The organism is Maricaulis sp. MIT060901 (genome assembly GCF_047123815.1).
Classification (GTDB): Bacteria; Pseudomonadota; Alphaproteobacteria; order Caulobacterales; family Maricaulaceae; genus Maricaulis.
The window spans coordinates 2415026-2428571 of sequence record NZ_CP138920.1; the positions used below are offsets into that span (position 1 = coordinate 2415026).

Annotated in this window: 9 protein-coding genes; 5 read left to right on the forward strand and 4 right to left on the reverse strand. The window is 59.8% G+C overall.

Annotation, left to right across the window (positions count from 1 at the left end):
* Position 1: 1 nt before the first annotated feature.
* Both SIC17_RS11875 and SIC17_RS11880 read left to right on the forward strand, forming a co-directional pair.
* The gene (locus tag SIC17_RS11875) at positions 2–1279 is read left to right on the forward strand and encodes a TolC family protein (RefSeq protein ID WP_291892107.1); all 1278 of its coding nucleotides are present in this window, start codon (positions 2–4) and stop codon (positions 1277–1279) included.
* Positions 1280–1600: 321 nt separating this feature from the next.
* Positions 1601–6517 carry a cadherin domain-containing protein gene (locus SIC17_RS11880; protein ID WP_412545486.1) on the forward strand — a complete coding sequence of 1639 codons (4917 nt, stop codon included), beginning with the start codon at positions 1601–1603 and terminating at the stop codon, positions 6515–6517.
* Between the two features lie 19 nt (positions 6518–6536).
* Here SIC17_RS11880 and rfbD read toward each other — a convergent pair whose 3' ends face one another.
* Genes rfbD through rfbC form a run of 3 tightly spaced genes read right to left on the reverse strand, consistent with a single transcriptional unit; the run spans position 6537 to position 9054 of the window.
* Entirely contained in the window at positions 6537–7412 is an 876-nt protein-coding gene (rfbD, locus tag SIC17_RS11885) for a dTDP-4-dehydrorhamnose reductase (protein WP_412545487.1), read from the reverse strand.
* Positions 7409–8464: a dTDP-glucose 4,6-dehydratase gene (gene rfbB / locus SIC17_RS11890; RefSeq protein WP_412545488.1), complete on the reverse strand. Its 1056-nt coding sequence runs from the start codon at positions 8462–8464 to the stop codon at positions 7409–7411. The genes rfbD and rfbB overlap by 4 nt, the downstream gene beginning before the upstream one ends.
* A complete protein-coding gene (gene rfbC, locus SIC17_RS11895) occupies positions 8461–9054 on the reverse strand; it encodes a dTDP-4-dehydrorhamnose 3,5-epimerase (RefSeq protein ID WP_291892120.1) in 594 nt (197 codons plus the stop codon). The genes rfbB and rfbC overlap by 4 nt, the downstream gene beginning before the upstream one ends.
* Before the next feature lie 213 nt (positions 9055–9267).
* Between rfbC and rfbA the strand changes: the two genes are divergently transcribed.
* Positions 9268–10137 carry a glucose-1-phosphate thymidylyltransferase RfbA gene (gene rfbA, locus SIC17_RS11900; RefSeq protein ID WP_412545489.1) on the forward strand — a complete coding sequence of 290 codons (870 nt, stop codon included), beginning with the start codon at positions 9268–9270 and terminating at the stop codon, positions 10135–10137.
* Positions 10138–10170: 33 nt separating this feature from the next.
* The gene (locus SIC17_RS11905; RefSeq protein ID WP_412545490.1) at positions 10171–11142 is read left to right on the forward strand and encodes an NAD-dependent epimerase/dehydratase family protein; all 972 of its coding nucleotides are present in this window, start codon (positions 10171–10173) and stop codon (positions 11140–11142) included.
* Between the two features lie 5 nt (positions 11143–11147).
* Here SIC17_RS11905 and galU read toward each other — a convergent pair whose 3' ends face one another.
* Positions 11148–12017 carry a UTP--glucose-1-phosphate uridylyltransferase GalU gene (gene galU / locus SIC17_RS11910; RefSeq protein ID WP_291892128.1) on the reverse strand — a complete coding sequence of 290 codons (870 nt, stop codon included), beginning with the start codon at positions 12015–12017 and terminating at the stop codon, positions 11148–11150.
* A 122-nt stretch (positions 12018–12139) separates the two neighbouring features.
* Here galU and glmM point away from each other — a divergent pair, with 122 nt between their 5' ends.
* On the forward strand, positions 12140–13492 hold the full coding sequence (gene glmM, locus SIC17_RS11915; protein ID WP_291892131.1) for a phosphoglucosamine mutase: 1353 nt from the start codon (positions 12140–12142) through the stop codon (positions 13490–13492).
* Positions 13493–13546: the final 54 nt, after the last annotated feature.

Below are 13546 nucleotides of genomic sequence, written 5' to 3' on the forward strand. Positions count from 1 at the left end.
GATGCCGTTCAAGCGTTGGGGTGTAGTCCTGCCGGCCATGGTTCTCGCGACGCTGGGACCTGTTTCGGCAGAGGCACAGCAGTGTACGCTGCTGCGCGACCTGATGCAGATCGGTATCGGCCAGTCGCCCGAGGTCGCGGTCGCCCAGAGCAGACTCGACCAGGCGGAAGCCGACGTGGATGAAGCGCGTTCCTTGCGTCTGCCCCAGGTGACATCATTCGGGCGCACCGGTGTCGGCGATACTGGCCTTACATCTTCACAGATCGAGAACCAGGTCGGCCTTCGCGTATCGCAACGTGTCTGGGACTTTGGTGATTCCCGCCTGGCCATTGACGCAGCGGAATTCAATAGTGAGAGCCTGGCGTATTCCCTGGCGTCGCAGGAAGCCCAGACGGCTTTCACCATTGCCCACGCCTATCTGATCGGGCTGGAAGCAGGCGAGATGATCGACGTCATCGCCGAGCGACGTGACTATTTTGCGCGCCAGGAAACTGCGGTCATCGAATTGCTTGAAAATGGTGGCGCGACTCGCGCCGAGCGCGCCCAGGTTTCGGCCCAGCGCGCGGAGGCGGAGGCTGATGTGCTGGAGCTGCAATCCCAGCAGCAACAGGCAGAATCCCGACTTCGCGCCTGGACAGGATTGCTGGTTGCGACCTGTCCGGTTGGCCAGGTGGTCGGCGAGCTGGAAGGTGGCCTTTCAGGGCTTGAAACCGTCGATCAGCTCTGGGAAGCGGTGTTCTCGCGCAATCCGGAGATTGCTTCAGCCCAGCGTGCCCTGCGCAGCCTGGATGCCCAGCGCGAGCGTGAGAGGCGTGAGCGATTGCCGGTGGTCGATGTCGTTGGGATCTCGTCCTACACATATGACGATCAACGCGAAGACTGGGAAGCGCGTGATCGTGTCGGCATCGATGTGTCTGTCCCGCTATATACCGGTAATGCGATCGGTGCCCGGCGTGAACGGGCGCAGGCGCGGCTGCGGCAAAGCGAAAATGAGTTGCGACAGCTGCAGCGTGATCTGGGCGAGCGGGCGGAAGTCTCCTATCGCCGTGTCCTGTCCCTGGAGGCCCAGCTTGCTCGGCGTATGGACGTGGCGCGCAGTCAGCGCGAATACTTCGACGCCATCGAGGGGGAGTTCGAATTCGGCCTTGGCACGCTGCCGGACCTGGTCGAGGCCCGCCTTGCTTATGAGACGGCAGCGCTGGATGTTGTGCGCCTGCAGTTCGAGCTGGCCCGCGAGCGGCTGGAACTCCTGCTGCTGGCAGATCGTCTTCCGCTCTGAGCCGCGCTCATCATTCCCTGTCGCACCCTGTTTTCTATCCGATGAAACGCAGTTCCCGAATAGCGCGAGCGAGCGTTTCGGAATTCCCTTTCAGGGCGAGAGAGGTGTAGCATTTCAGTCGCATTTAGTGGATTTATCCCAGGTTGTACGCGGCCTGTCGTATGAAAATATTCACAAAATGGTTGGCTCGTTTAGATCACGGTAGTGAAAAGCAATTTTCTTCTGGACGCTGGCCAGCGACGAGGGGTAGCGTTTCGGGTTAAGTGCGTGTGCTTTTATGAGCGGGCAAACACGCGTTCAGAGTGCTCAAAGGGGTAAGAGATGTCCAACGTAGATCCGGCAAAGCGAAACGGCCGCCGGTCGGCCATGGCTGCAACAATTCTGGCGACAGGAGGTGTTGCCATGTTGGGTGGGCAGGCGGCTGCCCAAGCCAGTGCGCCGGACGGTTACCGCGCCATAGGCGACTATGCAAACGTCAACAGCTACACCATCAATGATGATGGGAGTATCCGCCTGGTCATGAATGATGGTCAGGTCGTGACGGTTGCTGCGACGGACGCGCAGGTTATTGAAGGCGTGCTCTATCTCAACGCCGAAGCCGTAACGAGTGCTGCTCCGGCAGCGGCAGGTGCTGCCGCGGCAGGCGGGGGCGGTGGCGGTGCCATCCTTGGCGTCCTTGGTGGCCTCGGTCTCGCAGGCGCTGCTGCCGGTGGCGGTGGCGGTGGCGGTGGCGGTGGTGGTGGTGGGACGACTCCGCCGGCCCCGAACAATGCACCGAGCTTTACCAGTGGCACCACGGCCAGCCAGGATGAGAACACGACGGCGACGGGATACACCGCCGCGGCGACCGATGCGGACGGCGACACGCTTTCCTATTCCATCAGCGGTGGCGCAGACGGTGCACTCTTCTCGATCAACAGCTCCACAGGCGCTCTGACATTCAACGGTGCTCCGGATTTCGAAAACCCGACAGACGGCAACTCGGACAACGTCTATGAAGTGACCATTCGTGTGACCGATGGACGCGGCGGCTCCGACACCCAGACCGTCCAGGTAACTGTGAATGATGTTGACGAAGCGCCGGAATTCTCTTCCCCTGCCACAGCCCGCGTAGCGGAGAACCAGACTGCGGCGATTGACGTTGATGCGACCGATCCGGAAGGTACGGGAACGATCACGTATACGATCAGCGGTGCAGATGCGGCCTTGTTCAGCATTGATGCGAACACGGGTGAGGTGACTTTCATCTCGGCGCCGGACTTCGAGGCGCCTGCGGACGCCAATGGAGATAATGATTACGAAATCACCGTCACGGCCAGCGATGGCTCTGTGCAGTCGAGCCAGAACATCACCATCACGGTGACCAACCAGAACGACAATAGTCCGAACATCACCTCGGCCGCGGCCTTCAATGTGAATGAGAACCAGACTGTCGCCTTTACCGGCATTGCGACGGATGGCGATGGTGACACGATCAGCTATTCGCTGACGGGCGCGGATGCGGCGCTGTTCAATATTGATAGCGTGACCGGTGAAGTTACCTTCATCAATGCCCCGGACCGCGAGGCACCTGCCGATGCCAATGGCGACAATGTCTATGAAGTGAACCTTGTTGCCAGCGACGGGGTGAATTCCGACGTCCAGGCGGTCACCATCACCGTGGACAACGTCAATGAGGCGCCGACGATCACCAGCTCTGCCACGGCAAGCGTCGCGGAGAACCAGACCACGGCGATCGACGTGGACGCAACTGACCCTGACGGCCAGGCGCTGACCTATACGCTCAGTGGTGCCGATGCCGCGCTGTTCAGCATTGACGCGAATACCGGCGTCGTGACCTTCATCGCGGCACCCGATTTTGAGGCGCCGGCCGATGCCAACGGCGATAATGACTACGAGATCACGGTCACGGCCAGCGATGGCGGGCAGCAGGCGGTTCAGAACATCACCATCACGGTGACCAACCAGAACGATAACAATCCGAACATCACCTCAGCCGCAGCGTTCAATGTGGACGAGAACCAGACCGCTGCCTTTACCGGCACGGCCACGGACGCGGACGGAGACACCATCAGCTATTCGCTGACGGGTGCCGATGCGGCGCTGTTCAACATCGACAGTGCGACCGGTGTTGTCACCTTCATCGCCGCACCCGATTTCGAGGCGCCCGCGGATGCGAATGGCGACAATGATTACGAGATCAACCTCGTCGCCAGCGACGGAGTGAATTCCGATGTCCAGGCCGTGACGATTACGGTCGACGATGTCTCTGACGTTCCGCCGGTGATCACGTCTGCGACTTCGGCCAATGCAGCAGAGAACCAGACGTCGGCCTATACAATCACGGCGACAGACGCGGATAATTCGGGACCGCTCGTCTATTCGATTTCCGGCGCTGATGCTGCATTGTTCAGTGTCGATCCGAACACCGGTGTTGTTACCTTCGTCAATGCTCCGAATTTCGAAGCGCCGACAGACGCGAACGGCGATGGTGTCTATCAGCTCACGGTCTCTGTCACGGACGGGGATCTGAGTGACAGCGAAAATATCTCGATCACTGTTACCAATGTGAACGAGGCGCCGACGATCACGTCCTCGAGCTCATTCAACGCGCCGCAGAACCAGACGAGCGCATTCACGGCTGCCGCGACAGATCCGGAAAGTGACACCATCACGTACTCCCTGTCGGGAACCGATGCCGCCCTCTTCAACATCAATGCGAATACGGGCGAGGTGACCTTCATCAACGCGCCGTCAGTCGCGGCGCCTGCGGATGCCAATGGTGATAATGTCTACGAGGTCGTGCTTACCGCGAGCGATGGATCGCTTACGACTGATCAAAACGTCAGTGTAACGGTCACCGGGTCGAGCAATTCTGCCCCGGTGTTCGTCTCAGGAACCACATCCTCTGTGTCGGAAAACCAGACGTCAGCCTATGCGACGCGCTGGACCAATGCCGAAGAGGGAGACACAATCACATTCAGCCTTTCTGGCACGGACGCTGCGCTTTTCCAGGTCGACAGCGAGACCGGTGAGGTCAGCTTCAGGAACACACCGGACTTTGAAGCCCCGGGCGATGGCAATACTGACAACGTCTACGAGTTCACACTGACCATTAATGACGGCGTTCAGAGTGTGGACCAGAACATATCGGTCACAGTTGGAGATGCTGCCGACAGTGGCGACATTCCGGACAATGACACCACCACGATCTCCATGGTTTCCGGCGGAAGCTTTGTCGGCAATTTGGACGTCCAGGGTGAGCAGGACTGGATCCGTGTCGAACTGGTCGCTGGCCAGCGCTACGAGTTCAACCTGACTGGTACTGGCGCGGATGAGCTGGACGATCCCTATCTTCGCCTCTTCGATCAGTCCGGAACACTGATCGCTGAAAACGACGATATCTCACTTGGCGTGGTCGTGGATTCCCGACTTGGTTTCACGGCACAGACCAGCGGCGTCTACTACGTCTCCGTGGGCGCTTACACGAGTGACACCCAGCCTGGCACGACAGGTGAGTATACCCTGACGATCGAGCACACGGATCCACTTCGTGAGTGGAGCAATGACGAGATTGCTTCGTATCTCGACCAGAATGGTTGGGATGGCGCGCAGTGGAATGTGACCTCTGGCGACACGTTGACGGTCGACATAACCGGACTGACGGCCGCCGGCCAGACACTGGCCCGCGCTGCGCTGAACGCCTGGACGGAAGTGACCGGCATCATCTTCAGCGAGGTCAGCAGCGGTGGCCAGATCGTCTTTGACGATGAAGAGGACGGCGCCTTTGCCGGACCGAGTGGCATTTCCGGAGGTTTCTTCACCGGAGCGACGGTCAATGTCGGCACTGACTGGCTCGACACGTATGGCACCAATCTGGATGGCTATTCTTTCCAGACCTATATCCATGAGGTCGGGCACGCGCTGGGCCTGGGCCATGCCGGCCCTTATGACGGTTCGGCCGATTATGCCGTTGACGCGATCTACCTCAACGACTCCTGGTCCCACACGATCATGTCGTATTTCTCGCAGAACGAGAACACCTACCTGGATGCGACCTTCGCCTTCCTGATGACCCCGATGGTGGCGGATGTGCTTGCCGCGCAGGCCATGTACGGCACGCCAACCACGGTTCGCGATGGCAATACGACCTATGGCTACAACACCAATGCCGGCTCCATCTATGATGCGACGGCCTGGGGCAGTGCCGTTGCCTACAACATCTTCGACACGGGCGGCACGGACACGCTGGACTTCTCCGGTTTCAATGGCGCCCAGGAGCTGGATCTGCGTGACGAGGAATTCTCTGACGTGCTCGGCGGTCGCATGAACCTGTCGATCTCCCGTGGCACTGTGATCGAGAACGCGATCGGTGGTGGCGGCAATGATGTCTTCATCGGCAATGCCGCGAACAATTCCATCACCGGTAACGGCGGAACGGATTCCTACTACGCGTCAGGCGGTACGGATGTGTTCAACGGCGGTGCCGGTACGGACACCATCTATCTGTCGGGCAGCGCGGGTGACTATTCCATCAGCACCAACGGATCCGGCAATACGGTCATCACTGATCTGCGTGCCGGCACTCCGAACGGTGTGGTCGAGCTGATCGATGTCGAGAACATCGTCTATGACACCGAGATTCCGGATAACGTCACCTACCCGCAGGGCCAGCGCCCGCTTGATGAGGGCGAACTGAGCATTTCGGTTCAGGATCCCGGTTGTATCTGCTGCGCGGCGGGGGCGTGCGATACGCACGACCATCACGGCCACAGCCACGGCACGAAAGAGCCGGTCGCCGAGGTCGTCGACCTGCAGGCAAATCCCCCTGCCCAGACCATCGACCCGGTTGAGCTCTACGACATGCTCGATGGCCAGGCTAGCGGTCCGGTGATCCATCTGCACGATTTCGGCTGGAGTGCTGGCGACAGTCCGGCAGATTTCGGTACGGGCGCGGATATCGCGGCACAGTTGGGCGAGCACAATAATCTGGGCGTTGTCGACATGGGACAGCTTCTGAACAATCAGCCCGTGGCAGATACGCTCGACAAGTCGGCACAGGTGCAGGAAACCCTCACCATCGGTGTGGCTGACAAGGGCGTTCAGGTCCAGGACACGCTCGCCAAACAGTCTGCGCCGACCAGCGAGGATGACGAGTGGACCGATCTTTCCAATGCGGTTCCGGCCGCACCGGGCGGGACAATCGATGTGTTTTCCAGCTTGGACGAGTGGGCTTGATGCCCGGGCTGGCGGCGGGCTAGTCCCGCCGCTGCAGGATCTCATCCAGAACGACATCCACAGGGCGATGGGACAATCCCGTCGCCCTTTGTAGTTTCCCGCTGTCGAGCGCGGAAAAGGCCGGTCGCGGTGCCGGTGCGCCATAATCCGCTGCGACGATATCCTGCACAGGTGTATCCAAGCCGGCGCGTTGGAAAATGCGTCGTGCGAGTTCCGCCCAACTCATCGTGTCCGGGCCAGCAAAATGATAGACCCCCCAGGGCGGACAGTCGTATTCGCTCATCTGGGCGAGCGAGACGAGCGTGCGCGCCAGCTCGTGTGTGCTGGTTGGGCTGCCCACCTGGTCATTGACCACTGATAGCGATGTACGCTGTGTGCCAAGACGCAGCATGGTGGTGAGAAAATTCCCCGGAAACTCCGAGAGGAGCCAGGCCGTGCGAATGATCAGATGACGTGGATTGGCGCGGGCCACGGCCGTCTCGCCGGCCAGTTTTGTTGTGCCATAAACGCCCAGAGGAGCCGTGGTGTCTGTCTCTGACCAGGGCGTGTTCCGAGGGCCGGAAAACACAAAATCGGTCGAGATATGCACAATGGGAAGTCCGGCTCGTTCGCAGGCGGAACTGATAGCACCGGCCGCGGTCGTATTCAGCTGATAGGCCTGTGCCTGCTCGCTCTCGGCTCGATCGACCTGGGTATAGGCCGCCGCATTAATGACCATTCTACATGATGATTTTCCGGCCAGCACGGCATCGAGGCGTTCGTCCAGAGTTGTCTCTGCAAGCAGGTCCAGCCGGTCCCGTCCCACACGCTCGCATTCAATGGATACCTCTTCGGCGGCCTGGGCTATAGATCTGGCAAGCTGGCCGTTGGCGCCGAAGACGAGCAGTGAGGTCAAGCGCGCACTCCCAGACGGGCCAGCTTGTCCGCTTGGCCAACACGGCTGACGGCTTTCTGGCACCAGTCGAGGTTATTCAGATACCAGCTTACTGTCGTGCGGAGTCCGGACGCGAAATCATGTTCAGGCGTCCAGCCCAGTTCGCGCTCGATCTTGCCGGCGTCAATCGCATAGCGAAAATCATGGCCGGGGCGGTCGGTGACAAAACGGATCTGCTCGGCATAGGGCGACGGGGAAGGGCGCAGCTCGTCGAGCAAGGTACAGATCATCTGCACCAGTTCGATGTTGGACACTTCCGCGCCACCACCAACGGCGTAGGTCTCGCCGACACGTCCTCTCTCCAGCATGGCAAACATCGCACTGACATGATCGCTGACATGCAGCCAGTCGCGAACATTCTCACCCTTACCATAAACCGGAATGTCATGTCCGCGAATAGCGTTGAGAATGACTACCGGGATGAGTTTTTCCGGAAACTGGAAGGCACCGTAATTATTCGAACAATTTGAGATTAGGACCGGGAAGCCATAGGTCTTGAACCAGGCGCGGACCAGCATGTCCGAGGACGCCTTGCTCGCGGAATAGGGCGAATTGGGCGCGTAGGGAGTTTCTTCCGTGAACATGCCTTCCGGGCCGAGCGCACCGAAGACCTCGTCCGTGGAAATGTGCAGGAAGCGGAAGTTTCTCCGGCATTCTTCGTCCAGCGTACGCCAGTAGGCTTCGAGTTCGGCCAGCATGACAGCCGTTCCGGAAACATTTGTGGTGACGAATTCCAGAGGACCATCGATGGAGCGATCGACATGGGATTCCGCTGCGGCGTGGATGACTGCATCCGGACGGAAGTCGTCCACGGCCTGCCGTACGGCAACCGCATCGCAGATATTGATCTGGGCGAAGCTGTAGAAATCCGATCCCGCGATGCCGGTGAGATTGTCGGGATTGGCTGAATAGGTGAGGGCGTCGATGTTGAGCACGTGATGCCCATTCCCGATCGCGTGCCGTACGATCTCCGAACCGATAAACCCGCAGCCGCCGGTGACCAGTATTCTCATTTCACAGCCTCCGGCGGTGTGTAGGTGAAGGTATTGTGCCGCAGAAATTCCTGCCAGCTACCAGCCGCACGATCCTTGTCCGACAAGACCGGCTGAACAGCTTTAGCCGGCCAGCCGAGCGCCAGATCAGCATCATTCCAGGCGACGGAGAAATCATGTTCCGGTGAATAGGGCGCGTCGACCTTGTAATTCACAACACAATCGGGTTCGAGCGTGATGAAACCATGCAGGAAACCCGCGGGTACGAGCAGTTGCACAGGGGCGTCCTGACTCAGCTCGACTGATGCAGACTGGCCAAAGGTCGGCGAACCATGACGGGCATCGACGATGATATCAAGGATGCGGCCAGCAACACATCGAACCAGCTTTGCCTGGGCGAAGGGGGCGTGTTGGGCGTGAAGACCGCGCAGCGTGTGCACATGGCTGGAGAAGCTCTCATTCTCCTGGATCCACTCATGCTCCAGCCCCAGACTCGCAAGCCCGTCACGATGGGCCGTGACCGAAAACCGCCCGCGCTCGTCCGCGAAGACAGGGTGCCGGATCAGGCACGCATCGGGCAGTGAGAGGGGCTCGACTTCGAACATGTACATGCGTCTCTTTTTGTTTCCCGTACCGCATCCGTGCGGTAGCAGATAACTATCGTTGAGGAAATGAGAAGTGAAAGCTCAGCAAGTTTTGTTTCCAATCGCAGCAGATTGAACCGATTTCACTGAGCATGCCCGCCCGATTTGAGGTAAGAGGCTGGACGAACACATTGAGACTGGAGGGACGCCTCCGTCTGGCAATCAGGGACAGGCTGATCGATGAAGGGAATTATCCTTGCTGGTGGTCGGGGCACACGACTGGCTCCGATGACGTTGAGCACGTCAAAACAGCTCCTGCCGATCTACGACAAGCCCATGATCTATTACCCGCTTTCGGTGCTGATGATCGCGGGCATCCGCGAGATCCTGATCATTACGACACCGGAGGAACTCAACCGTTTCCAGCAATTGCTCGGGGATGGCAGTCATTTCGGTGTTCGACTGGAATTTACGACTCAGGCCAGCCCTGACGGACTGGCGCAGGCTTTCCTCCTTGGCGAGGAGTTCCTTGACGGTGAAGCCGCGACCCTGATCCTTGGGGACAATCTCTATTACGGCCACGGGTTGAGCGATCAGCTCGCCGACGCCGTCAGCAAGCATCGCGAGGGCGGCCGGGTGTTCGCATATCGGGTGTCAGATCCGGCGCGTTACGGTGTGATCGAGCTCGACGAGGCCGGGCAGCCGCTGAGCATCGAGGAAAAACCGGCGGAGCCGAAATCCAATCTCGCCGTAACCGGGCTCTATATCTATGACGAGCAGATCGTGGATATTGCCAAGTCCATCCGTCCGTCCGCGCGAGGTGAGCTCGAGATAACCGACGTCAACAAGGCCTATATGGACAAGGGCCAGCTGGCCGTTGAAGAGCTGGGCCGCGGTGTGGCCTGGCTGGATACCGGTACGGCTGATTCCCTTCTGGAGGCGGCCGAATTCGTGCGCTCTCTGCAAAGTCGCCAGGGCATGAAGATTGCCTGTCTGGAGGAAATCGGCTTGCGCAACGGCTGGATTACCCCGGCAGATATTCCAGCTGCTGTTGATCGGTACAAGGGCTCGGAGTATGGCGCATACTTGCAAAAGCTGACCGCGGACTAAACGCGGCTTCTGTTTCAACTGGAGGGGGTTGGCTTGAAAATCCTGGTTACCGGTGCGGCCGGATTTATTGGGTTTCACACGTCTCAGGCCCTGCTGGCGGCCGGTCATGAAGTGATGGGGATTGATAATCTCAACACCTATTACGACCCGCGGCTCAAGCAGGCACGTCTGGATCAGCTCCTACCGCACGAGAACTTCCAGTTCCACAAGCTCGACCTCGCCGACACCGAAGCGGTCCATGCAGTCACCCTGCCGTGGAAGCCGGACGCAATCTGTCATCTCGCCGCCCAGGCGGGCGTGCGCTACTCGATTGAGGCGCCGTTCGCCTACGCGCGTTCAAACCTGCTCGGTCACCTGACCATTCTCGAACTGGCGCGCGGCCTGGGAGACGGTCTTCGGCATCTGGTCTATGCCTCATCCAGCTCGGTCTATGGGGAACAGGCCGAAGTGCCTTTCAGCGAGGAGAGCGCCAGCGAAGCGCCGGAATCCCTCTACGCTGCGACGAAGCGGGCGGACGAGTTGATGTCCGCGTCCTATACCAATCTCTATGGCATTCCGGCGACGGGCCTTCGCTTTTTCACGGTCTATGGTCCGTGGGGGCGCCCGGACATGGCCTATTGGCTGTTTGCTGAACGCATGATGCGTGGAGACCCGATAAAGGTCTTCAATCACGGTGAGATGGAGCGCGATTTTACCTATATCGACGATATCGTTGAACCGCTTCAGCGCATGGTCGTGGATGCGCCCGCGCGAGGGCGGCACGAGGTCTACAATATCGGCGGATCATCACCGGAAAAGCTGATGGACATGATCTCGACGCTCGAGCGCGCCTTCGGGATCGAGGCCGAGAAAGAAATGCTGCCTATGCAGCCGGGCGATGTCACCCGCACCTACGCCAATGTCGACAAGCTGGTGCGGGATTATGACTATCGCCCGGGAATTTCGCTGGAACACGGGCTGACGCAATTCGCGACCTGGTTCCGTGAGTGGAACCAGCAGAGCTAGGGTGTTCAGCCTAGGCTTTCCTCGATCAACTTTCGGGCCTGTGACCCCAGTTCCTCGTTTGATATGGCAAAGCCGAGCGTGGCCCGCAGATAGCCTAGCTTGCTGCCGCAATCATATGGCGTTCCACTAAACTCGAGCGCGTGGAAATCCTGTTTCTGCATCAGGCGCGCCATGGCATCGGTGAGCTGGATCTCGCCGCCGGCACCGGCGGCCTGGTCGGCGAGGAAGTCGAAAATCTCCCCGGTCAGGATATAGCGACCGGTGATGGCCAGATTGGATGGAGCGCTTTCCACCGGCGGCTTCTCGACCATGCCGCGCATGCGGATCATCGCGCCATCGCGTTCGATCGGATCAATGACGCCGTATTTGTTGACCTCGTTTTCCGGTACCGGATCAACCGCGATGACATTGCCGCCCGTACGGTCAAACACCTCGGTCATCTGGGCCAGGCAGCCCGGCTTGCCGTGGATGAGGACATCCGGCAGGAGAATGGCAAACGGGTCGGATCCGATGATGTCGCGCGCACACCAGATGGCATGGCCCAGGCCGAGCGGCGCTTGCTGGCGGACAAAACTCATCGAACCGGGCTTTGGGCATGATCGAACGACTTCTTCAAGAATGTCGGATTTGCCCTTGGCCTCAAGCGTCGCTTCGAGCTCGTAGGCGCTGTCGAAATAATCCTCGATCGCCGCCTTGTTGCGACCGGTCACAAAGACAATGTGCTCGATGCCTGCTTCCAGCGCCTCGTCCACCACATACTGGATGGCCGGTCGGTCGAAGACTGGCAGCATCTCCTTGGGGATGGACTTCGTTGCCGGAAGAACCCGTGTGCCAAGACCAGCGACGGGAAGGACTGCTTTACGAATCGTAGTCATCAATTTGCCCATGGATTACTGACACTAGGCGTATCCGAGCCCTGCGGGACAGTCCAGCCCGTAACCTGCTTTGGCGACGATGCGACACCCGCTATCCTGTCCGAATCAGTGAGGAATCCGCGATGACCAAGAGATATTTCGGTACTGATGGCGTGCGGGGGCTGACCAACAGCTTCCCGATGACAGCCGAGACCGCGCTGAGATTGGGGCTTGCGGCAGGTCGATGCTTCACCAAGCGGGAAGGCCGGCATCTCGTCGTGATCGGCAAGGATACCCGCCTGTCCGGATACATGATCGAACCGGCGCTGGTGGCGGGTTTTACGTCGGTCGGGATGGATGTGGTTCTATTCGGCCCCCTGCCAACGCCCGGTGTCTCGCAGATGACGCTGTCCCTGCGTGCGGATATGGGCGTGATGATCACGGCGTCGCACAATCCCTATCATGACAACGGCATCAAGCTGTTTGGCCCGGACGGGTTGAAGCTGGATGACGAGGCCGAGATGCGGATCGAACGGCGCATGGAATCGGCCCTGACCGATCCCATGGCGGAGCCACAGGCGCTGGGGCGGGTGAAGCGGATCGAGGATGCGCAGGCGCGTTATGTGGAACTGGCCAAGGCGACATTCCCGCGCACACGCGGGTTGTCGGGCATGCGTATCGTCGTCGATTGCGCGAACGGCGCGGCCTATCAGGTTGCTCCGAAAGTGCTCTATGAACTCGGCGCGGACGTGATCTCGGTCGGCGTTTCGCCCAATGGGTTCAACGTCAACCAGGAGTGCGGCTCCACAGCGCCGGACCAGATGCGAGCCGCCGTTCTGGAACACCGGGCCCATATCGGTATCGCGCTGGACGGGGATGGTGATCGTGTCCTTCTGTGTGACGAGAAGGGTGAGACTGTCGATGGCGACCAGATCCTTGCGCTCTTGGCGCGGCACTGGAAACAGGAAGGCGAGCTGGATCACCCGGAGATCATCGGCACGGTGATGTCGAACATCGGTCTTGAGCGCTTCCTCGAGCGGGAAGGGCTGCGCCTCCACCGGACGCGGGTCGGGGATCGTTATGTCGCCGAGCGCATGAAGGAAAGTGCCGCAGCATTGGGCGGGGAACCGTCTGGACATATCCTCACGCCGCGCTTTTGTCCGACCGGCGATGGCCTGATCGCTGCGCTGCAGGTCTTGCGGGTTCTGATCGAGAGTGATCGCCCGGCCAGCGAGGTGCTCCAGGCTTTCGACCCTGTCCCGCAATTGCTCGAGAATGTCCGCGTCGAGAAAGCTGCCGATGTTATGGCGGACAGCACGGTCGAGGCGGCGATCCGGCTGGCTGAAGACGAGCTCGCCGGAGAGGGGCGGGTGCTTGTGCGACCGTCCGGTACCGAGCCCTTGATCCGGGTCATGGCGGAGGGACCGGCAGGACAGATCCGACCGGTGGTTGACAATATCAAGGCCGCCGTCCTCAAGGCTGCACAGGCAAACTGAGCTTCAAGCTGTCATTTGGGAAATCAATCCTTGCACGGACCCCATCGAACGGCG

Excerpts from the sequence above, each read along its gene's own strand:
- SIC17_RS11875 (WP_291892107.1), top strand. The coding sequence starts at position 2 with ATGCCGTTCAAGCGTTGGGGTGTAGTCCTGCCGGCCATGGTTCTCGCG.
- SIC17_RS11880 (WP_412545486.1), top strand. The coding sequence starts at position 1,601 with ATGTCCAACGTAGATCCGGCAAAGCGAAACGGCCGCCGGTCGGCCATG.
- rfbB (WP_412545488.1), bottom strand. The coding sequence starts at position 8,464 with ATGAGAATACTGGTCACCGGCGGCTGCGGGTTTATCGGTTCGGAGATC.
- rfbC (WP_291892120.1), bottom strand. The coding sequence starts at position 9,054 with ATGTACATGTTCGAAGTCGAGCCCCTCTCACTGCCCGATGCGTGCCTG.
- rfbA (WP_412545489.1), top strand. The coding sequence starts at position 9,268 with ATGAAGGGAATTATCCTTGCTGGTGGTCGGGGCACACGACTGGCTCCG.
- galU (WP_291892128.1), bottom strand. The coding sequence starts at position 12,017 with ATGACTACGATTCGTAAAGCAGTCCTTCCCGTCGCTGGTCTTGGCACA.
- glmM (WP_291892131.1), top strand. The coding sequence starts at position 12,140 with ATGACCAAGAGATATTTCGGTACTGATGGCGTGCGGGGGCTGACCAAC.